Annotated in this window: 16 protein-coding genes; 15 read left to right on the top strand and 1 reads right to left on the bottom strand. The window is 63.8% G+C overall.

The window, feature by feature from the left end:
* Positions 1-810 precede the first annotated feature (810 nt).
* The 15 genes from UB23_RS02905 (at position 811) to UB23_RS02975 (ending at position 21,219) form a co-directional block, all read left to right on the top strand.
* Positions 811-2,406, top strand: coding sequence for an ABC transporter substrate-binding protein (locus tag UB23_RS02905; protein ID WP_152644229.1), 1,596 nt, complete (start codon positions 811-813; stop codon positions 2,404-2,406).
* A complete protein-coding gene (locus UB23_RS02910) occupies positions 2,403-3,335 on the top strand; it encodes an ABC transporter permease (protein ID WP_045057836.1) in 933 nt (310 codons plus the stop codon). The genes UB23_RS02905 and UB23_RS02910 overlap by 4 nt, the downstream gene beginning before the upstream one ends.
* A 23-nt stretch (positions 3,336-3,358) precedes the next feature.
* Positions 3,359-4,633: an acyl-CoA dehydrogenase family protein gene (locus UB23_RS02915; protein WP_045057837.1), complete on the top strand. Its 1,275-nt coding sequence runs from the start codon at positions 3,359-3,361 to the stop codon at positions 4,631-4,633.
* Entirely contained in the window at positions 4,630-5,979 is a 1,350-nt protein-coding gene (locus UB23_RS02920; RefSeq protein WP_045057838.1) for an LLM class flavin-dependent oxidoreductase, read from the top strand. Before UB23_RS02915 ends, UB23_RS02920 begins: the two co-directional genes overlap by 4 nt.
* A gap of 37 nt (positions 5,980-6,016) precedes the next feature.
* Positions 6,017-7,069, top strand: coding sequence for an NADP(H)-dependent aldo-keto reductase (locus UB23_RS02925; protein WP_045057839.1), 1,053 nt, complete (start codon positions 6,017-6,019; stop codon positions 7,067-7,069).
* Positions 7,070-7,115: 46 nt separating this feature from the next.
* Positions 7,116-8,003, top strand: coding sequence for an ABC transporter permease (locus tag UB23_RS02930; protein ID WP_045057840.1), 888 nt, complete (start codon positions 7,116-7,118; stop codon positions 8,001-8,003).
* Entirely contained in the window at positions 8,000-9,658 is a 1,659-nt protein-coding gene (locus UB23_RS02935) for a dipeptide ABC transporter ATP-binding protein (RefSeq protein ID WP_045057841.1), read from the top strand. The genes UB23_RS02930 and UB23_RS02935 overlap by 4 nt, the downstream gene beginning before the upstream one ends.
* Before the next feature lie 304 nt (positions 9,659-9,962).
* Positions 9,963-11,561, top strand: coding sequence for an ABC transporter substrate-binding protein (locus UB23_RS02940; RefSeq protein WP_236695826.1), 1,599 nt, complete (start codon positions 9,963-9,965; stop codon positions 11,559-11,561).
* The gene (locus UB23_RS02945; protein ID WP_045057850.1) at positions 11,558-12,550 is read left to right on the top strand and encodes an ABC transporter permease; all 993 of its coding nucleotides are present in this window, start codon (positions 11,558-11,560) and stop codon (positions 12,548-12,550) included. The genes UB23_RS02940 and UB23_RS02945 overlap by 4 nt, the downstream gene beginning before the upstream one ends.
* Entirely contained in the window at positions 12,547-13,410 is an 864-nt protein-coding gene (locus UB23_RS02950; protein ID WP_045057843.1) for an ABC transporter permease, read from the top strand. Before UB23_RS02945 ends, UB23_RS02950 begins: the two co-directional genes overlap by 4 nt.
* Complete coding sequence (locus UB23_RS02955) at positions 13,407-15,119, top strand: dipeptide ABC transporter ATP-binding protein (RefSeq protein WP_045057844.1); 1,713 nt, start codon at positions 13,407-13,409, stop codon at positions 15,117-15,119. Before UB23_RS02950 ends, UB23_RS02955 begins: the two co-directional genes overlap by 4 nt.
* Positions 15,120-15,143: 24 nt before the next feature.
* On the top strand, positions 15,144-16,352 hold the full coding sequence (locus tag UB23_RS02960; protein ID WP_045057845.1) for an acyl-CoA dehydrogenase family protein: 1,209 nt from the start codon (positions 15,144-15,146) through the stop codon (positions 16,350-16,352).
* Between the two features lie 100 nt (positions 16,353-16,452).
* On the top strand, positions 16,453-18,279 hold the full coding sequence (locus UB23_RS02965) for an ABC transporter ATP-binding protein (protein ID WP_045057846.1): 1,827 nt from the start codon (positions 16,453-16,455) through the stop codon (positions 18,277-18,279).
* Positions 18,280-18,332: 53 nt separating this feature from the next.
* On the top strand, positions 18,333-18,515 hold the full coding sequence (locus UB23_RS02970) for a hypothetical protein (RefSeq protein WP_045057847.1): 183 nt from the start codon (positions 18,333-18,335) through the stop codon (positions 18,513-18,515).
* Between the two features lie 148 nt (positions 18,516-18,663).
* Positions 18,664-21,219: a bifunctional diguanylate cyclase/phosphodiesterase gene (locus tag UB23_RS02975; RefSeq protein ID WP_045057848.1), complete on the top strand. Its 2,556-nt coding sequence runs from the start codon at positions 18,664-18,666 to the stop codon at positions 21,217-21,219.
* Positions 21,220-21,302: 83 nt separating this feature from the next.
* Here the strand turns inward: UB23_RS02975 and UB23_RS02980 are convergent, their stop codons facing one another.
* Positions 21,303-21,581, bottom strand: a complete 279-nt coding sequence (locus tag UB23_RS02980; protein ID WP_045057849.1) for a hypothetical protein — start codon at positions 21,579-21,581, stop codon at positions 21,303-21,305.
* Positions 21,582-21,735: the final 154 nt, after the last annotated feature.

Here is a 21,735-nt window from a genome sequence, read left to right on the forward strand (position 1 = left end):
TCCGGCATTGCTCCGCGGGTCGCCGCGATGGGCCATCCCTGGCCCAGCGCGGCTAAACCGGCATCCTTGCCGGTTTCCCCGCTGCGCAATGCCTGCGTTCGGCCAGCGTGGTTAACGGGGCGCCTGCAATCTACAGCTCGCCGTGGCGGCCTTCGGGCCGACCAGGGCGTCAAGCCGGCGCGCTGCGCTTGGTTGTTCGTGTGCATCTTCAGGCTGGCGCTGCTGGCGGCGTTCCGACGATGGACGTGAACGGTAATGCCCATTTATTGAATACACACAACCCCTGTGGGAGCCGGCTTGCCGGCGATGGACGTCAACGATAATGCGGGCTTGTGGATGATCGCGGCGCCTTCGGAATCCATCGCCGGCAAGCTGGCACCTTGGTTTTGGGGAGGGTGTTGCCAGGCGCTCATGGTTGGCGAGTGTTATGTAAGGTGTTTGCAGCGCAACAGCAGTTGCACAAACTGCAAGTTTAACGACAAATCAATCTGCAGATAAATGCATATCGATATAATAATTTTGTGGGCTTATAAGTCTGTAAATTCTAAATACTGTTCATTCGTTATTAGCGGCGGCCCAGTATTAACGGGCATCTCTGGTTACCAACTTAAATCCGATCACCATCCCCCAATCACTGGCATGCTCAGTGCATACACCCACTCAAAGATTAAATTCCCCGGTTACCACTCCAAGGATGCGTCATTGAGAACGGCCTTCAAACTTTTCGGCACTTTCGCTCTATATAGTGTGCTGACTGCCTGCTCACCCCCATCGCCCCCCCAGCCTGGCGCGCAGCGTGCTGACGGGAACATGAGCAATGGCGTGGTGACCTATTCGGCGGCGGACTTTCATGAGCCTGCTCCAGGGCGCAACGGTGGCACCCTGAAGGTGTCCGCCGCGTCCGATGCCGGCAGTTTTGATATCCATGCCTTGTCTAACGGCAACATCCAGTGGCTGGGGCGCATTTTGTTTGATTGCCTGGTGTATCAGGATGAAGAGGGCAATATCAGCCCGTGGCTGGCGCGGTCCTGGGAGATTTCCCCGGACGGCAAGACCTACACCTTTCACCTGCGCGACGACGTGACCTTCAGCGATGGCGAGAAATTCAACGCCGCGGCGCTGCAAACCAACCTGGAACACATGCGCGATCCGGCGACCAAGTCGCCATTGGCGGCGGCTTATATTGCGCCGTATCTGGACGGCAAGGTGGTCGATGAATACACCTTCGAGGCCCGTCTGCGTGAACCCTATACGCCTTTCCTCGACGTGCTGGCCCAGTCCTGGCTGGGGATGATTTCGCCCAGGCAGATTCGCGAAGCGCCGAAGACCATTGCCACGCAACCGGTCGGCAGCGGCCCGTTCCTGCTGCAAAGCTATACCCGGGATCAGGGCGCGGTTTTTGTTAAACGTTCCGGTTATCACTGGGCGCCGGCGGTCACGCGGCATGTGGGTGCGGCGTATCTGGATCGCATCGAACTCAGTTATGTGCCCGAAGCGATGATCCGCTTCACTTCGCTGGAGTCTGGCCAATCGGATTTCGCCCTGGATGCGCCCGCGCAGAATGCGGCGGCGATTCGGGCCAATCCCGGGCTGGTGATGCGCAGCCGGATTCGCAAGGGCAATCCGAGCCGCAGCATGACCTTCAACGTCGAGCAGGCGCCCTTTGATGACGTACGGGTTCGGCGCGCGGTGGCCAAGGCGATCGATCGTGAGGGCTTGGCGTGGATCTCCGGGTTTGGCGAGTTCCTGAGCAAGGCCGACCTGCTGGCTGCGAATACCCGCTTCTATCAACCCGAGAACAGCGCCCTGGCCTATGGCGTCGCCGCTGCCAATGCACTGCTGGACGAAGCGGGCTGGACCGGGCGCGATGCCCAGGGCTATCGCAGCAAAAACGGGCAGCGCCTGCAGGCCACTTTGCTGACCTACGACAACCCGGCCTTTCCGGCCAGTGTGTCGGTGGCGATCCAGGCGGACCTGAAAAAAGTCGGCTTCGACATGCCGATTGAGATGCTCCCGCTGACCCGCGTCACGGAGAAGCGTTATGCCGGGAAATTCCAGGCCATCGCCTCCGGTTACTGGCACACCAACACGCCCGACGGTTTGTTCGTGCTGTATCACAGCCAGTCGATCAGCACCGCCAAACTGATTGGCCAGAACGCCGGACGCTTCCGTGATGCCGAGCTGGATCGGCTGCTCAGCGCGGCGCGGCGCTCCCGGGACCCGGTGGAGCTGCAGACGCTGTATCGCCAGGCGCAACAACGCCTGGTGGAGACGGTGCCGGCGGTGCCTTCGGTGGAAAGCCAGGTACTGACCGCGTACGGGCAGCAGGTCAAGGGCGTGATTTTCGACACGTCCCACAACGTTCCGTTTTTCACCAGCATCTGGCTGGACCGGGGGCAACCATGAACCTGTTCAAGCGTGTTGCCTTGCGCCTGCTCGCCGGTATCGGCGTGCTGTGGGGCGCGGCGACGCTGACGTTTCTGGCGGTGAACTTCAGTGGCGGCGACACGGCGTTGGCGATTCTGGGTGGTCCGGATGCCTTGCCCACCCCGGAGTTGCTGGCACGGGTGCGGGCCGAGTACGGGCTGGATCAGCCGCTGATCGTGCAGTACGGCCATTACCTGCAGCGCCTGGCTCACGGCGACCTGGGTGAGTCCTATCGCCTGCGCATCCCGGTGGCCCAGGCGATTGGCGAGCAGGTCGGCGCAACCCTGCAACTGTCAGTCAGCGCTGCGGTACTGGCAGTGGTGCTGGCGCTGGTGTGCGCGATCCTCACCGCCAACCGTGCGCCCTGGGTTCGCTCGTTTGCGTCGGGCAGCGAACTGGTGATGTCGTCTGCGCCCTCGTTTGTGATCGGCATCGTGCTGTTGCTGGTGTTCTCGTTTCACTGGCACTGGTTGCCGCCGTCCGGTTCGGTGGGCTGGCGCTCGCTGGTCTTGCCATCGGTGGCCCTGGCCTTGCCGGTGGCGGCGGTGCTGACGCAGCTGTTGCGCCAGTCCCTGGAAGACACCCTCGAACAACCCTTTATTGCGATGGCCCGCGCCCGTGGGCTGTCCGAGACGGCCGTGCGCCTGCGCCATGCTTTGCGGCATGCGCTGGTGCCCCTGGTGACGCTGGCCGGTTTTGTGTTTGCCAGCCTTCTGGGCGGTGCCGTGGTGATCGAGTTGCTGTTTGCCCGCCAGGGTATCGGCCGCCTGATGCTCGACGCCACCAGCAACAAGGACGTGCCCATGGTGCTGGGGGTGACCCTGCTCGCCGCTGCGGTGTATGTGCTGGTCAACCTCGCCGTGGATTTGATTAACCGCTGGATCGACCCTCGGGCCGATCAAGCGTGAGTGCCTACGAAAAAGGAAAAACCATGAATGCCCCGATTTCTCCTGAAGTAACCGACGCCCTGTTGCGCCAGCGTTTTGCCGACGTGTTTGCGCGCATTGCCGAGACCGCCGTTGTGCGCGAACAGCAGCGCGAACTGGCCCATGAGGCGGTAGGCTGGCTGCGCGCGGCCGGGTTTGGCGCATTGCGCGTGCCGGTAGCGCAGGGCGGCGTGGGGGCCAGCCTGCCGCAGTTGTTTGGCCTGTTGATTGACCTGGGTGAAGCCGACTCGAACCTGCCGCAAATCGTGCGGGCGCATTTCGGGTTCGTGGAGGGCCGGTTGTCCAGCCGAGATCGCGATTCCCAGGACTACTGGTTCGCCAAGGTGGTCAATGGGCAACTGTGGGGCGCGGCCATGGCCGAGCGCAGCGACACCACGCGCAACTCGGTGACCCTGAGCGCCGTGGAGCCGGGCAACGACCAGGCGGGCTGGCTGCTCGATGGCGAGAAGTACTATTGCACCGGCACGCTGTACGCGAACTGGATTGCGGCAGTGGCCCTGGACGGCGATGATTTTGTCAGCGTGGCGGTGCCCACCGATGCGCCGGGAGTGACGGTCGAGGACGACTGGGACGGTTTCGGCCAGCGCCTGACGGGCAGTGGCACCACGCGCTTCCACGGGGTGAAGGTGCCTGCCGCGCACATCGTCCGTCGTTTCAAGAAAGACGAATTACGCGCCGAATCGTACCTGACCGCTTTCTATCAGCTGTTCCACCTCGCCACGCTGGCCGGCATCGCCAATGCGGTGCTGCGTGACGCCACCGGGTTCGTCCAGGGCCGCACCCGCGCCTTTGGCATCCCGGGGCAGTCCAGCCCCAAGGACGATCCGCTGGTGCAGCGGGTGATCGGACGTTTGTCCAGCCTGGCCTATGCCGCCCGTACCCAGGTGCTGGCGGTGGCGCAGGTGCTGCAGGAGGTGCATGACGCCGAGCAGGGCGGGTATGCCACCGAGCAGCATTACACCGAGGCGGAAATTCGCGCTTATCAGGCGCAGCAGATCGTGCTCGAACAAGTGCTGGAAGCCACCACTTTGCTGTTTGAAGTGGGCGGGGCCTCCGCCACCAGCGAGTCGCGACGTCTTGATCGGCATTGGCGCAATGCCCGCACGCTGGCCTCGCATAACCCGGCGATCCTGCGCGAGCGTGCGCTGGGTAACTACTACCTCAACCACATCAGCCCCAACGCCGCCTGGCGCCAGCTGCAGGCAGCCGATGCCGGGCAGCAGGCCGGCGGCGCCCGTGACGAAGCGAGTGCCGTATGAGCAAAGTATCGAGCAATACCCGTGAAGGACAGATGAGCCTGGGCATGAACATCCTCGGCTTCGGCGCGCACTCGGGCGCCTGGCGTGCGGCTGAAGTGCCCGCCACGGCGTATCTGGACGTGGAGTACTACCGCAACATCGCGCGGATCTCCGAGCGCGGGTGCCTGGATGCGATTTTCCTGGCCGACGGCCCGGCGCTGGGTGGCGATGTCGCCAGCCAGCCCGCCGGGCGCCTGGAGCCGACGGTGTTGCTGACCGCCGTGGCACTCGCCACCCAGCGCATCGGGGTGATCGCCACGGCGTCCAGCACCTACAACGACCCGTTCAACATCGCCCGGCGCTTCGCTTCGCTGGACCACATCAGCGGTGGGCGCGCGGCGTGGAATGTGGTGACCAATGCCGGTGACGCCGCCGCGCAGAACTTCGGTCTCGCCGGCGCGCCCTTGCACGTGGATCGCTACGCCCGCGCCGACGAATTCATCGACGTCACGGTGAAGCTGTGGGACAGCTGGGAAGACGACGCAATCATCGGCGATGCGCGCTCCGGGCGATTTGCCGACCCGGCAAAAGTCCACACCATCGATTTTGTGGGCAAGCACTTCAGCGTCAAGGGCCCTTTGAACGTGCCGCGCTCGCCCCAAGGCCGGCCGGTGCTGGTGCAGGCCGGTTCGTCCGAGGGTGGCAAGGCCCTGGGCTCGCGTTACGCCGATGCGATTTTCACCACCCAGACCACCCTCGAAGACGGGCAGTTTTTCTATCAGGAAATGAAAGAACGCGCCCTCGGCTGGGGACGCAACCCGCAGCACCTGAAGATCATGCCGGGCCTGTCGACGGTGATCGGCAGTACCGAGGCCGAGGCCCATGCGCGATTTGATGAGCTCAATGCCTGGCACGGCGAACACGGCTTGCTGGAACAGGTAGCGGCGCGGGTCGGCATTGCCGCCAGCGAACTGGATCCGGACGCGCCGCTGCCGTGGGAGCGCATTGGCGCGGTGGCGGATTTCGAGCGCGGCTCCCAGGGGTTTCTCGAGGCACAGTTGAACCTGGCGCGGCGGGAAAACCTGAGCATTCGCCAATTGTCGCGGCGCATCCTGGTAGGCCATCGATTGCTGGTGGGCACCCCCGAGCAGGTCGCCGAGACCTTGTCGCACTGGTACCTGGCGCACGCCGCAGACGGCTTCAACATCATGCCGGACATGTTCCCCTCCGGCGTCGAGATCTTCGTCAATGAGGTGGTGCCGCTGCTGCAAAAGCGCGGCCTGTTTCGTCACGAATACACCGGCAGCACCTTGCGCGAGCACCTTGGCTTACCGTTTCCAGGCAATCAATACGCGCTGCGGGCCTGAGCCTGGGCGTTTCTCTGTTTAAACAAAAGGATGAACCATGCGTTACCGTCAATTAGGCAACAGTGATCTGCAAGTCAGCGTGCTGGGCCTGGGCACCATGACCTGGGGCCACCAGAACAGCGAAAGCGATGCCCATCAGCAGATCGAGCTGGCCCTGGCCGAAGGCATCAATTTCATCGACACCGCCGAGATGTACCCGACGCCGACCCAGGCCGACACCTGGCGCACCACCGAGCGCTACATCGGCAGCTGGCTGGCCAACAGTGGCCGGCGCGGCGACGTGGTGCTGGCGAGTAAAGTCGCCGGTCCCGCGCGGGATCCGGCAGGGCAGAACCATATTCGCGATGGCCTCAGCCGGCATGATCGGCGCAACATCGTCGAGGCCCTGGACGGCAGTCTCCAGCGCCTGCACACCGACTACCTGGACCTGTATCAGCTGCACTGGCCCGATCGCAAGACCAACTTTTTCGGCCAGCGTGAATACCCTTACCAGGACGATGCTGAGAGCGTCGCGATCGAGGAAACGCTCACGGTGCTGGCCGAGCAGGTCAAGGCTGGCAAGGTGCGGCACATTGGGGTGTCCAACGAAACGCCCTGGGGCGTGGCCGAATTTCTCAAGCACAGCGAGCGCCTGGGGCTGCCGCGCATTGTCAGCGTGCAGAACCCCTACAGCCTGCTCAATCGGCTGTATGAGGGTGGACTGTCGGAGTTCAGTCATCGCGAGGGTGTCGGCCTGCTGGCGTATTCGCCCCTGGCGTTTGGTGCGCTCACCGGCAAGTACCTGGGGGGCGCACGTCCCGAAGGTTCGCGGCTGTCTTCGGTGTATCGCACCTTCAACCGTTATGACAGTGCCTCGGCGCAGGAAGCCATCGCCGGTTATGTGCAGATCGCCGAACAGCACAACCTGAGCGCTGCGCAACTGGCGCTGGCCTATGTCATCGACAAGCCGTTCGTGGCCAGTGCCTTGACCGGGCAAACCAGCCTGGCGCAATTGCGCGACAACCTCGGCGCGCTGGACGTCACGCTCAGCGACGAGGTGCGGGCGCAGGTCCAGGCGATCCACCAGCGAATTCCCAATCCCGCGCCGTGACCCGAGGCGCACGCAGACTGACTGGGCTCGACAAAAGGAAAGGTGAATGGCGCAGACACTTGCGACGGTGATTGTGGGACCGGCAGCGGGCGAGGGCGGTTATCGGCCGTTGCGCCTGGCCAGGCTCGGCCAGGTGCGCCCGGGTCTGTGGCTGGCCGGGCTGTTCGTGCTGCTGCTGTTGCTGGCTGCCGCGACTCCGGGGGCGCTGGCGCCGTTCGATCCGCTGGACGCGTCGGCGCGGCTGGCGTTTCAGCCACCCAGCGAGCTGCATTGGCTGGGCACCGATGAAAATGGCCGGGATGTCCTCAGCCGGTTGATTCACGGGGTGCGCTCGTCGTTGTTCATGGGCCTGGCCGCCACCGCGCTGGGCCTGGCCTGGGGCGCGGTACTGGGCCTGGCGTCGGGGCTTGGGCCGCGCTGGCTGGACGCGGCGCTGATGCGCGGCATTGATGTGCTGCTGGCGTTTCCGGACCTGTTGCTGGCCCTGGTGATCATCACGTTTTTCGGCCAGGGCACGGCCAACCTGATCCTTGCGGTGGGCATTGCCGGGGTTCCCCGTTATGCCCGGCTGGTGCGCGCGCAGACGCTCAATGTGCGCCATGCCGGTTATGTCGAAGCGGCGGTGACCCTCGGGCAGTCGCGGCTGGCGGTGGTGCTGCGGCATATCCTGCCGAATGCGTTCAAGCCGGTGCTGATCCTCGCCACCATTGGCATTGGCGGGACCATTACCGCCGGTGCCGCCTTGAGTTTCTTAGGCTTCGGCGCGCCGCCGCCCGCGCCGGAGTGGGGCGCGATGATGGCGATCGGTCGCAGCTTCCTGGCGAATGCGCCGTGGCTGGTGGCCTGGCCGGCATTGATCATCACCCTCACCGTCGTTTCCATCAGTGCCATCGGCCGCGAACTGCTGCGTCGCAGCGAAGGAAAACCGCTATGAATGCAAACATCCAGACCCTCGGCCCGTTGGTTGATATCCGCGACCTGACCGTACGATTCGGCCAGGCGCAACCAGTGCTGCATGGCGTGAGCCTGCAATTGCATCGTGGTGAATGCCTGGCGTTGGTGGGCGAATCGGGCTCGGGCAAAAGCGTGACCGCGCGGACCCTGGCCGGGCTCACCGGCCGGGGCGCGCAGGTACATGCTGCCAAACTGGCGTTCCAGGGCATCGACCTGCGGCAGCTGCACGAGCGCGACTGGCAGCGCTTGCGCGGGGCGAGTATCGGCTTTGTCATGCAGGACGCGCTGGGTGCACTGGACCCGTTGCGTCGGGTGGGTGCCGAGGTCGAAGAGCCGCTGCAGCTGCACACGGCATTGGGCCTGGAAGCGCGCCGGCTGCGAGTGCTGGAGCTGCTGCGCGATGTTGGCGTACCCGAGCCGGAGCTGCGCGCCCGCCAATACCCGTGGCAGTTGTCCGGCGGCTTGCGGCAACGGGCGTTGATTGCCTCGGCCATCGCCTGCAATCCACGGCTGATCATTGCCGACGAGCCCACCACGGCCCTGGACGCAACGGTGCAGGCCCAGGTTATCGCCCTGCTGGAAAGCCTGCGCGGCGCCGACAACGCGCTGTTGATGGTCAGTCACGACCTGTCCGTGGTCTCGCGCCTGGCGGATCGGGTGGCGGTGATGCGCCATGGAGTCATCGTCGAGCAGGGCACTGCCGAGCAGGTGCTGCAGGATCCGCAGCATGAGTACACCCAGTCCCTGCTGCGGGCCGCCAGGGCGGTGCATTTCCAGCCAGCGCGCAGACTGCTCGCGGTGGTGGAGCCCGAGCTTGAACCCCGGGGCGAGGTGTTGCTTGAAGCTCGCGGCCTGAGCAAATCCTTTATTGGCCCGGACCAGCGTCGGCGTACGGTGCTGGACCAGGTGTCGTTGCAGCTGCGTCGCGGCGAGACCCTGGGCATCGTCGGGGAGTCGGGTTCGGGCAAGACGACCTTGACCCGCCTGATCCTCGGGCTGGAAAGCGCCGACGCGGGCGATGTCTGGATCAACGGACAGCGCTGGTCGGCACTCGATGCCAGGCAAAAGCGCCAGGCGCGGCGTGCGGTGCAGGTGGTGTTCCAGGACCCGCTGAACTCCTTCGATCCACGTTACACCGTGCAGCGGGTATTGTTCGAGGCGCTGGCGGTGGGGGGGCTGCCGCGCCATGACTGGCGCAAGCGGGCCGTGGAGTTGCTCGATCTGGTTCGCCTCGATGCCAGCCTGTTGGTACGTCGGCCGATTGAGCTGTCCGGCGGACAGCGCCAGCGCATCGCAATCGCCCGGGCGCTGGCGTCGCAACCGCAGATTCTGATCTGCGATGAACCGGTGTCGGCGCTGGACGTGTCGGTGCAGGCGCAGATTCTCGAGCTGCTCGACGACCTCAAGCGGCGCCTGGGACTGGCCTGCCTGTTCATCTCCCATGACCTGGGGGTGATCAATCACGTCAGCGAGCGGGTGCTGGTGATGAAGGACGGCGTGGTGGTCGAGTCCGGCTCGGTGCGTACCGTGTTCGACCGTCCCGCACATGCCTACACCCGGGCACTGATCGACGCGATCCCGACCCTGGAAGCCGAACGCGCGCCTGTGGCGTTCTATCTGCAACTGGCGATTTGAGGCTTGCGATACGCACTGATGCACGCCCCAATCATCCCGGATGTACGCTTGCCTAAACTGACTGCAACTGTTGGCCCATCAACACCTGCTAAGCACATTGTTCTTTCTGGCCTTGCTCATAGGCCTGATTCGCGCCGAAAACCCCCTGTTTACTGCCGAAAAAACCCGGCATGCCTTGTGCAATAGCCCTGTTCCCGGACTATAGGCATCAGGACCCATGCGATTACTTGCCCCTCATTTGCGACCTTGCGACCGCCGATCCAGCTTGTCGCTCAAGCATTTGCCCCTCCTTGGATTCGCTGCGATGTGCAGCCTGTTGATGGGTTGCGACCAGGACCAATCCGCTGTTGTCCGCAGCGATCAGCCGGTCAGCGGCGGGACCCTGGTGTACGCCACTGACCGTGAACCCACCTGCCTTGATCCCCATGTGGGCGGGGACATGCCGCAAGTGTTCGTCGCGCAGCAGTACCTCGACTCCCTGGTGTCGATGGATGAAGAAGGCCGCATCGGGCCCTGGCTGGCCAAGCGCTGGGAGGTTTCCGCCGATGGCCTCGCGTACACCTTCCACCTGCGCGATGACGTGCGCTTCACCGACGGCACACCGTTCGATGCGACAGCGGTCAAGGCCAACCTCGATCACATGGCCAACCCGAAGACCCAGTCCAGTACGGCCGGCGGCTACATCCGCCAGTACCGCAGCACCGACGTGGTGGATGCGCACACCGCGGTCGTGCACCTCGCCACACCCTATGCTGCATTCCTGGAGGTGCTGGCCCAAGGGTTTCTCGGTATCCAGTCGCCCACGGCACTGGCGCGCCCGCGTGATGTGAACTGCGAAAGCCCGGTGGGCAGCGGGCCGTTCAAGGTGGTGCGCTGGGATCGCCAGAGCCAGGTCGAGTTTGTACGCAATGCCGATTACAACTGGGCGCCGCCCACCGCCAAACACCAGGGCCCGGCGTGGCTCGAGCGTATCGTGTGGAAATTCATTCAGGAGCCATCGGTGCGTTTTGCTTCGCTGCAAGCCGGCGAGGTGGATGTGATCGAGGCGCTGCCGCCCGAATCCCACGAAGCCGCCCGGCGTAATCCGGACCTGGCGCTGATCATCGACCAGCGTCCCGGCAACCCCACCAACGGCACGCTGAACATCACCCGCGCGCCGTTCAATGACCTGAAAGTACGCGAGGCGTTTGTGCGCAGTGCCGATGTCGAGGGGGCGTTGAAGAGCGTTTACTTCAATGAGTTTCCCCGGGCAGGCGGCCCGCTCAGTTCGGCCACGCGTTTCTACAGCCCGGACTTCCAGCATGCCCAGGATTACCAACCGGCCAGGGCCGCACGGCTGCTGGACGAAGCCGGCTGGACCACGCGCGATGCCGAGGGCTATCGCACCCGTGACGGCAAGCGCTTGCAGGTGCGCGTGATCATGGGCAACCGCATGCCGCCCTCGGAATACACCCTGTGGGAGCAGGTACAGGCGACCACGCGCCTGGCCGGCTTCGAGCTGATCGTCGAGCAGATGAGCGACGTGCAGAGCACCAAGCGCCAGGCTGACTGGGATTACGACATCCGTCTGGGCTACTGGAACACCAACACCGCCGACGTGCTACGGATCATCTTCGGCGCCGATTTCATCAGCCCGGCCGGCGTCGGTGGCTATCACCAGAACACCGCCGGCTACACCGATCCGGTGTTCGAAGGCCTGGTGCAGGGCGCCTTGACCACCCAGGACGCCGAACAGCGCCGAGCGTTGTATTACCGGGCACAGCAGCTGGCTTCCAGTCAGTACTTGCAACTGACGACCTACCCGCAGAGCTCGCGCCTGGGCATCTACAAGACCACCCAGGGCGTGCGCCTGGAGCCTTCCCTGGCAGTGACCTACCTCTATGACGCATGGGTGAACAAATGACGAGTGAAACCCTTGCCACTGAACGGCCCAACCCGCGCCGCGAGCGCCTGGTTCGTCTGGGTCGGCGTGCTCTGTGGCGCCTGCTGGGAGGCGTGCTGGTGCTGTGGGCGGTCGCCACGCTGACGTTTTTCGCCCTGCGCTTGATGCCGGGGGACCCGGTGCTGGCGATCCTGGGCGGGCCGAGCGGCAATCCAACCGCAGAAACCATTGCCGAGGCCAAGCGCGAATATGGCCTGGACAAGCCCCTGGCGGTGCAATACGTGCTGTACCTGGGTCGGTTGGTCCAGGGCGACCTGGGCGTGTCCTATTCCCAGCATCTGCCAGTCACCCGGGTGCTCGCCGAGCAGTCATGGCCGACGCTGGAACTGACCCTCACTTCGCTGTTGCTGGCCTGGGTGTTGGTGCTGGCGCTCACCGTGCTGACGGCGGGACGCCGGCGCTGGGTGTCGAGCCTGGCTTCCCTGGCCGAAACGCTGTCGGCGGCGCTGCCGCATTTCTGGCTGGGGATCCTGTTGCTGGCGGTGTTCGCCTTCGGCCTGCGCCTGTTCCCGCCAGCCGGCAGCGATGGCTGGCGCACGCTGGTGTTGCCGTCGGTGGCGCTGGCCATTCCGCTGGCCGGATTTATCGCGCAGGTCACCCGCGAGTCGCTGGAAATGACCCTGGATCAACCCTTCGTGCTCACCGCCCGCACCCGCGGCCTGAGCGACACGGCAGTGCGTTTCAGGCACGCGTTGCGTCACGCGGTGCTGCCCGGCATCTCGTTGTCGGGCTGGGCCATTGGCGCCCTGATCAGCGGCGCGGTGGTCATCGAGGTGATCTTTTCCCGCAAGGGCCTGGGTCGCCAGTTGTACCAGGCAGTGCAGGCTCAGGACCTGCCGCTGACCATCGGCATCAGCCTGGTGGTCGCCGCCGGATACGTCCTGGCCAACATCCTCGTCGACCTGCTGTACCTGTGGGTCGACCCGCGCCAACAGGAGCAGTCGGCATGAGTGAACTCACCCTCGAAGCAGCGCTGCCCGGCACTCGGCTGCAGCGTAGTGCAGGCAAGTGGCGCCTTGGGCCGTTACTGGCTTTCAGCTTTCTCGCGTTCCTGATCATCGCGGCACTATTGCCGCAGTGGTTCGCCCACAGCGATCCGTTGGCGATCGTGCCGCACGATGCCTTCCATCCACCCGGTTGGGCGCACTGGTTCGGGACCGATCAATCCGGGCGCGACATCTTTTCCCGGGTGATCCACGGCACCCGACAGTCGTTGTTCATTGGCCTGGCCGCCACCGCCCTGGCGATGAGCATTGCCATCGTCCTCGGTCTGTTCGGCGGCCTGGGGGGCGCTTACCTGGATCGCGGCGTCGGCTGGTTGCTGGAAATTCTCTTTGCGTTCCCCAGCCTGATCCTCGCGCTGCTGTTCGTGGCGGTGTTCGGCAGCGGCATTGGCCCGCTGATCGTGGCCACCGGGTTGGGCGGGGCGCCGGGCTATGCGCGAATGGTCCGCGGCCAGGTGCTGGCGGTGCGCAATGCCGGGTACATCGAGGCGGCCAAAGCCCTTGGCCATCCACCCCTGCAGATCATCACGCGCCAACTGCTGCCCAACGCCATGCGCCCGCTGATCGTCACGCTGACCATGGGCGTCGGCCAGGCCATCGTCTGGGCGTCCGCCTTGAGCTTCCTCGGCCTTGGCGCCCGGCCACCGGCGCCGGAGTGGGGGACGATGCTGTCGATGGGCCGCGATTTCATTGCCAATGCCTGGTGGCTGACGTTCTTCCCCGGGCTGTTCATCGTGCTGACCACGCTGTCGACCACGGTCGCTGGCCGTTACCTGCAACAACGCCTGGAGGGCCGTCTGACATGAGTGACAAACATCTGATCGTCGAGGGCCTGTCCATCGAGTTTGCCGGCCAGTCGGTGGTGCGAGATCTGTCGTTCACCTTGGCCCCGGGCAAGACCCTGGCCCTGGTGGGCGAGTCCGGCTCCGGCAAAAGCGTCACCGCCCGCAGCCTGATCGGCCTGGCGGGAGCCGGTGCGCGAGTGAGCGCGCGGACCCTGAGTTACGGCGGGCAGGATCTGCTCGGGTTGTCCGAACGCAGCTGGCGCGACTTGCGCGGCAAAGGCATCGGTTTTGTCCTGCAGGACGCGCTGGTGTCGCTGGACCCGCTGCGCCCGGTGGGCAAGGAAATCCTCGAGGTGCTCAAGACGCACAACTGGGGTGACCGTCGCAGCCGCGCCGGGCGGGTGATCGAACTGCTGGAAAAAGTCGGTGTACCCGAACCGCAGCTGCGTGCCCGCCAGCGACCGGATCAGTTGTCCGGCGGCCTGCGTCAGCGCGCCCTGATCGCCAGTGCGCTGGCCCTGAGCCCTGGCCTGGTGATCGCCGACGAGCCGACCACGGCGCTGGATGCCACGGTGCAGGCGCAGATTCTGCAAGTGCTGCAGGAGATCAAGGCGCGCGGCGACTCATTGCTGATCATCAGCCACGACCTGGCCGTGGTCGCGCAGTTGGCCGATGAGGTGCTGGTACTGCGCCACGGCGAAGTGGTCGAGCAGGGGCCGATGGACCAGGTGCTGCGCCACCCGCGCCATCCCTATACCCGCACCTTGCTCGACGCGGTGCCGGCCGAGCATGCGCGGGGCACGCGGCTGTCACCGCAGCGCACGGCCGTGGTCGCGCCACCCCGGCCGGGCACGGACGCCCCTGTGGTGTTGCAAGCCACGCAGTTGGGCAAACGTTACGTCGGGCCTGACCAGCAGTCGCGCCAGGTGGTCGATGGGGTGAGTTTCGAGCTGCGCGCCGGACGCACCCTGGGCATCGTCGGCGAGTCCGGTTCCGGCAAGACCACCGTGGCCCGCATCGTCCTTGGCCTGCTGGAACCGGATGCCGGCCAGGTGCGGTTTCTCGGCCAGCCCTGGTCCGGTGCGGGCACGCAGCGGGTCGAGGAACGGCAGCGGCGTCTGCACCGACGGGACATCAGCGTGATCTACCAGGACCCGCTGAGTTCGTTCGACCCGCGCTGGAGCGTCGGGCAAATCCTCGCCGATGCGCTGGATGTCGCCGGCATTGCCAGCGCGCAGCAGACCGTTCGGATCGCAGAATTACTGACCCAGGTGCGCCTACCCAGGGAGCTGGCCGCGCGTCGCCCCTTGCAGCTGTCGGGCGGCCAGCGCCAGCGCGTGGCCATTGCACGGGCCATTGCGAGTAACCCTAAAGTCATCATCTGCGACGAGCCGGTCTCGGCACTTGATGTGTCGGTCCAGGCCCAGGTGCTCGACCTGCTGGCAGATCTGCAAGCCTCCCTGGGCCTGGCGTATCTGTTCATCTCCCACGACCTTGGGGTGATCCGGCACGTCAGCGATGAAGTGCTGGTGATGCGCCACGGCAAGGTCGTCGAAAGCGCCGCGGTCGAGACGCTCTTTCACAGCCCGCAGCATGAATACACCCAACGTCTCCTCGGCGCGGTGCCGCGTCTGCCGGGCGCTGGCGTGACCCTGGTCGTGCCGCCACTGGAACCGGAAAACCCGGGGTGGCTGTTCGATGAATCCCGGCTTTGGAAAATCGCCATTTAAGCTCGACTTGAACAAGGAATTGCCATGACTACGTTGACTGCCGTACCCAAGACCCCGGTTGCCTCGGTGAAAGAACTCAATGCCCGGGCGGACGTGTTGCTGCCGCTGATTGCCGCCGGTGCGGCTCAGCGCGAGCGTGAGCGGCAACTGCCTTACGAGGCAGTGGCGCAGATCGCCAAGGCGGGGCTGTTCACCACGCGCATCCCGACCCGTTTTGGCGGCGCCGCAGGCTCGGTCAAGGATGTGATCGGCTTGCTGATGCGCATCGCCTCGGCCGACTCCAATGTGGCCCAGGCATTGCGTCCCGGTTTCGGCTTTATCGAGGGCTTGCTGGCGTCTGGTGCGGAGGGCGCGGAGGGCGAGCGCGAACGCTGGTTCGAGCGCTACCTGCAGGGCGCCGTGGTGGGTAATGCCGGTTGGGAAGTCGGTGGCGCCAATGGTTCAATCAGCGCGCGGATCGTGCGCGACGGCGAGCACTATCGGGCCACTGGCAGCAAGTACTACAGCACCGGTTCGTTGTATGCCGACTGGGTCAGCGCCGTCGCCCTGGATGAGAACGAGCAGCCGGTGTCGTTCATCCTGCCGCGTGACCGCAAGGGCCTGGAGCTGCTCGATGACTTCGACGCGATGGGCCAGCGCCTGACGGCCAGCGGCACCACTCACCTGCATGATGTGCTGGTGCGCTCGGATGAAATCCGCACCCGCACCGTGGAGGAGGGCAAGCGCACGATCGTCACGCCGTTCCTGCAGTTGTTCCTGGCCGCCGTGCAGGCAGGCATCGCACGCAATGCGCTGAACGATGCCGTGGCCTTTGCTAACGATCACGCGCGCCCGATCAAGCACAGCAGCGCCTCGCGGTCGGTGGATGATCCTTATGTCGAGCTCAGTGTCGGCGACATCTCGGCCCGTGCGTTCACGGCCGAAGCGGTGGTGCTGCGCGCAGCCGAGGCGATCGATCGGGCCTGGGCCGGCGACCTCGATCCCCAGGCCGTGGACCAGGCGGCCATTGCCGTCGCCCAGGCGCAATACATCGCGGCCGAGTCGGCGCTCAAGGCCGCAGAACTGGTGTTCGACGTTGGCGGCGCTTCTACCACCGGCCGTGCGCACAACCTTGACCGCCATTGGCGCAATGCCCGCACCGTGGCCAATCACAATCCCCGGCACTGGAAAGCTGCGGCCGTTGGGGCCTGGCAATTGAAAGGCACGCCACCGCCGACTTCGGGGCTGTTTTAAGCGCGGGGCCGGACTCGCACCATTGAACCGGGCACCGCGTGTGCCCATTTTTGCCTGAAAGCTGCGCGGCCACAGGCGTTATTCAGGAATGCCCTTGGTCATGACTTGGTCCTTTTCATCGCTGCCCCCATCCGATCACCGAAAACTTCACTGGAACGTGCAGCATTTGCCTGCGACACCCGGGGCTTTCGTGCGATTTTTCATCGGCAATTTCAAGGGCTGGTACGTGGCGATCCTGCTGCTGCAGATCGCTGCGGTTATCTGCACCCTGTTGATTCCCTGGGGGCTGGGACAGATTACCCGCACCGTCAGCAATGGCCTGGAAGCCGAGCGCGCGTTCGAAGTGTTGCAGTGGCCGCTGACACTGTTCGGCGCACTGCTGGTGCTGGAAGTGCTGTTCACTCGGGCCGCTGCCGGTTGCCATATCCACGTCCTGCCGTTGCAGCGGCGCACAGTCACCCATGTGGTGTTTGCCTACTTGCAGAAGCACTCGCACCGTTTCATCAGCAACGAATTCGCCGGCGCCCTGGCGCACCGGGTTTCCGAAATCGCCCTGGGGGTCAACCAGACCCTGAGCATCCTGCTGTTCGATCTGATCCCGCTGCTGGTGACCCTGAGCCTGGCCACGGTGCTGTTGTGGACAGCCTCACCCCTGCTGGCACTGTTCATGGCCGGCTGGTCGCTGCTGTTTATCGCCGTGTGCTACCTGCTGGCCCGGCGCAGCCATCCACTGGCGCAACAGTACTCCGCGGCGCGCAGCACCAGCTCGGGCAAGGTGGTGGATGCGGTGTCCAACCTGGCCAACATTCGCCTGTTTGCCCGCCACGCTTTCGAGCACGGCTACCTGGGCCGGTTTCTCGACAAGGAAGTGGCGGCGGCCTATCGCTCGCTGGGCTACATGGAAAAGATTCGCTGGTTCCAGACCAGTTGCGGCGTGGTGCTCAAGCTGGGGTTGTTGCTGCTGGCGCTGTACCTGTGGCGCAACCAGCGCATCGACATCGCCGCGTTTGTCATGTCCACCAGCCTGTCGCTGCTGATCATCAGCGACGTCGGCAACCTGTCCCGGCGCTTTCTCGAGTTCTTCGAGGCCACTGGCAACATTGCCAATGGGGTGCGCACGCTGATTCGTCCCCATGAAGTGATCGACCGACCCGGTGCAACGGCGTTGCAGGTCAAGCGCGGGGATATCGAATTTCGCGATGTCGGCTTCAATTACGGTGCTGACCAGCCGATCTTCCAGCGCCTGAATATTTTCATTCCGGCGGGGCAGAAGGTCGGGCTGGTGGGTTCATCGGGCTCGGGCAAATCCACGCTGCTCAACCTGCTGCTGCGTCTTTACGACGTTCAGCAGGGCGCGGTGCTGATTGATGGCGTCGATGTGCGCGACGCCACGCAACATTCCCTGCACCAGCAAATCGGCCTGATTCCCCAGGAGCCGGGGCTGTTCCACCGCAGCATTCGCGAGAACATTCATTACGGGCGCCTGGATGCCTCGATGGAGGAGGTGGCCGAGGCGATTCATCGCGCCGGTGCCAGCGAATTCATCGACAGCATGGAAGACGGTTACGAGTCGCTGGTGGGCGAGCGGGGCGTCAAGTTGTCCGGGGGCCAGCGCCAGCGCATCGCCATTGCCCGGGTGCTGCTCAAGAACGCGCCGATCCTGGTGATGGACGAAGCAACCTCGAGCCTCGACTCGATTACCGAGCGCTTTATCCAGGACAAACTGGACGAAATCATGGGCGACAAGACGGTGCTGGTGGTGGCGCATCGGCTGTCGACCGTCGCACACCTGGACCGCATCCTGGTGTTCGACAAGGGCCGGGTGATCGAGGATGGCAGCCACGACGAATTGCTGAGTCAGGGCGGGCAGTATTTCCGCTTGTGGAGTCGCCAGTTCAGTGCGCAGGCGGATGCCGCGCTGGCCTGACTGTTGGCGCAAGGACGGCTCGACGCTGCTGGGCAGCAAGACCACCTACACCTTTGACGCAAATCGACTACACCACCGGGACCAATACCAGCGAATTTCTCGACGCGCGCAACCAGACCAATGAGCGTTATGCCACGGCGGCGAATACGGCGTATGACGCCAGGGGCAATGACTCGGCGAATTTCTATCCGGGGGATGCGATCAACGTGACCAACGGGGTGGCGTTTCGGTTTTAGCCTGTAAACCCCGCGTACACCCCGGCCCTTGTAGCGAGCTTGCTCGCTCATCGGTGACGAGCGGTAGTGACCCGGGCACTCACTATTTTTTGACAGCGGCCGATAACTTGCTTTAAGGCAAGGTTGCCTCAACGAATAGCGTGAACCTATGCCCAACAATCTACCTGCTGTCACCTGCGCATCGTCCAACCGCTCAAGCGTAGCGCTGGCCCGTGGCTCGCTGTTCAAGTTTGTCGGCTTGCTGGCGGGGGTATTTGTCCTGGCCAGCTGCTCGCTCATTTACCTGGCACGTGACCTGGATCGGAACGAAGAAGTCGAAAGTGCCTTCTACACCCGCAAGGCTGTGCAAGCGCTGGAAAAGTCCCTGCGCACAACCGTGAAGGACTACGCCTTCTGGGGCGATGCCTACCGGCATCTGCATGTCAAAGTCGATCCGGACTGGGCCTTCGTGCGACAAAACGTCGGGCCGACCCTGTATTCGGATTTCGGTTTCCAGGGTTTGTTTGTCGTTGATGCGCTCGATCACACTGTTTACTCAGTGATCGAGGGTGAACTGCAGTCCGTCGCCGCCGGCGAGTGGTTGCATCAGGCCCTGCCCGGAATTCTTGCCGAGGCCCGAGCGGGCGCGGAGACGGAAACGGCTACGACGACATTCATCAATGTCGCCGGAGTGCCGGCCCTGGTGGCGGCAGCAGCCATCACGCCGGGCACTGATCCGACCGTGGTGCCTGATGGCAGGCCACCGTCGGTGTTGATCTTCGTGGATGTTTTTACCGATGCCAAACTGGCGAAGATGGGCGAAGAGTTCGGCATCAATCAGCTACGAGTCGCCACACCGGACGAAGCGACATCGGTGTTTGCGTTAGGTGACGACGGTTCGGCGGGCAGCCTGCACTGGCGTCCATCTACCCCGGGCGCGCGCTTGCTGGCGGTAGGGTTGCCATTGATCGGCCTCGCGGCGCTGCTGGTGTGCCTCATGACCTGGGCCATCCTGCGGCGCACCACCGCCGGTGCACGGGTGCTGGATGCCAGTTTCGCGACGCTCAAAAGCAGCCAGGATGCGCTCGCCACCAGCGAAGCACGGTTTCGCGATGTGGTCGAAGCCAGCTCGGATTGGGTGTGGGAAATCGACAGGGGCGGGCGTTTCACCTATTTGTCGGATCGCTTTGATGCAGTGACCGGCCTCTCTGGAAGCACCTGGATCGGTGAATCCATCAATGCCCTGCTCAGCACGGAATTGGGGACGTTGACTCAGTGGCTGAGCATCCCGAATCGCCGTCCGGACATCAGCATCCTCTGCTATTTCGTCGACAGCCAAGGGCGCCAGCGCATCACCCGTCTGTCTGCGCGGGATATGGCGGGCAAGGGCTTTCGCGGTACGGCCACGGACGTCACCGAGGAGGTCGAAGCCCGCCGCCGTATCGAATTCCTTTCCCAGCATGACGCCTTGACCGGATTACCTAACAGGACACGCCTGCAAGAGTTCCTCGACGGCAAGCTCAAGGCCGTGCCGACGGCGGAGCAACCGCTGGTGATGCTCAGCCTGGACCTGGATCGATTCAAACCGGTGAATGACTTGCTCGGGCACGCGGCAGGCGACTTTGTGCTTAATGAAGTCTCGACCCGCCTGGCAGACTGCATACGCAACGGGGACCTGGTGGCTCGGGTCGGCGGTGACGAGTTCGTGCTGATTCTCACCGATGTCAGTTCCCAGGACGAAGTGGAAGCGCTCTGTCAGCGCCTTATCGAATCCATCGAAGGGCCGGTGCTGGTGGGCGATCAGGAGGTGTTCGTCAGTGCCAGCATCGGCATCGCCATGGCGCCAAACGATGCATGCGAGGCGGCCGAACTGCTGCGCTATGCCGATATCGCGCTGTATGAGGCCAAGGCCGCAGGCCGCAATACCTGGCGCTTTTACGCAGGCGAAATGAACACCAGGATCATCGAGCGCAGGCGCCTGGAAAACGATCTGCGGTTCGCGATCAAGCACGGCGAACTGAAACTGCATTTTCAACCACGCTATCGGATCGCCGACGGGCAGATGGTGGGTGCGGAGGCGCTGGTGCGCTGGCAGCATCCCGAGCGTGGGCTGGTACCCCCGGATGTCTTTATTCCCATTGCCGAGGAGTCGGGGTTGATTCTGTCCTTGAGCAACTGGGTGCTCGACACCGCCTGCCATTGCGCGGTCCTGTGGCCGGAGCATTTGTTCGTATCAGTCAACCTGTCGTCTACCGAGTTCAAGCGCGGCAATCTGGTCGAGCGCATTCAGAAGGCACTCAAGGATTCCGGCATAGACCCCGGTCGGGTAGAACTGGAAATTACCGAAAGTGTGATGCTTGAAGATGCTTCTGGCGCACTGGAAGTGATGCGCACGCTCAAGCGCCTGGGCGTGCGGATCTCCATGGACGATTTCGGCACGGGGTACTCCTCGCTGAGTTACCTGCGGGCATTCCCGTTCGACGGCCTCAAAATTGACCGCAGCTTTTTGAACCGGCTGGATGAAAGTGAGGATGACAAGGCCATTATCCGCGCGATCGTTGGCTTGGGGCGCGCACTGTCGCTGACGGTCACTGCGGAGGGCATTGAAACTGCCGAGCACCTCAAACTGCTCAAGGCGGTGTCATGCGATGAAGGACAGGGGTATTACCTGAGTCGACCGCTGGATGTCGACGCGTTCAATGATTTGGTGTCGGTCAGCGCGTAGCCCGTGTGAAGCGGCTTCCTTGAGCCCCGGGTTACCGGCGGCCTGAGGAGGCTAGGGCGTAACGCCCTAGCTGAGAGCAGATGTCACTTGTTCTTTTTTGCCGGCTTGTCTGACTTCTCTGATTTCTTGGCCTTTTCTGGCTTGCTATCAGCTTTCTTGGCCTTTTCTGGCTTGCTATCAGCCTTTTTTGCAGATTTTTTCGGCTCGGCCTCTGTTTTCTTGTCTTTCTTGTCGGAAGATTTCGAAAGCGCCGAAGCCGCCGCTGACTTCTTGGCCGGTGATGACTTTTTGTCTTTCAATTCCTTGCTGGCTTTGGAAGCGTCACCTTTGCTTTTTTTCTCGTCTTTAGCCACGTTGACCACCTCTCGGAGTATGCCGGTATTGGCACATTGCCTGTGCAAATGTTCACAAGCTGATCATTAGGCGAGCGCGTACAAAAGCGGTTCAACTTTTTTTGCTGCGGCGGGATGGCTTTGGTCGATGAATTGACGGGAGTTGGAGGGGGCGTCTGGCCGG

Origin of the sequence: Pseudomonas sp. ES3-33 (assembly GCF_000952175.1) — a bacterium.
In the GTDB taxonomy this organism is placed as follows: Bacteria; Pseudomonadota; Gammaproteobacteria; order Pseudomonadales; family Pseudomonadaceae; genus Aquipseudomonas; species Aquipseudomonas gregormendelii.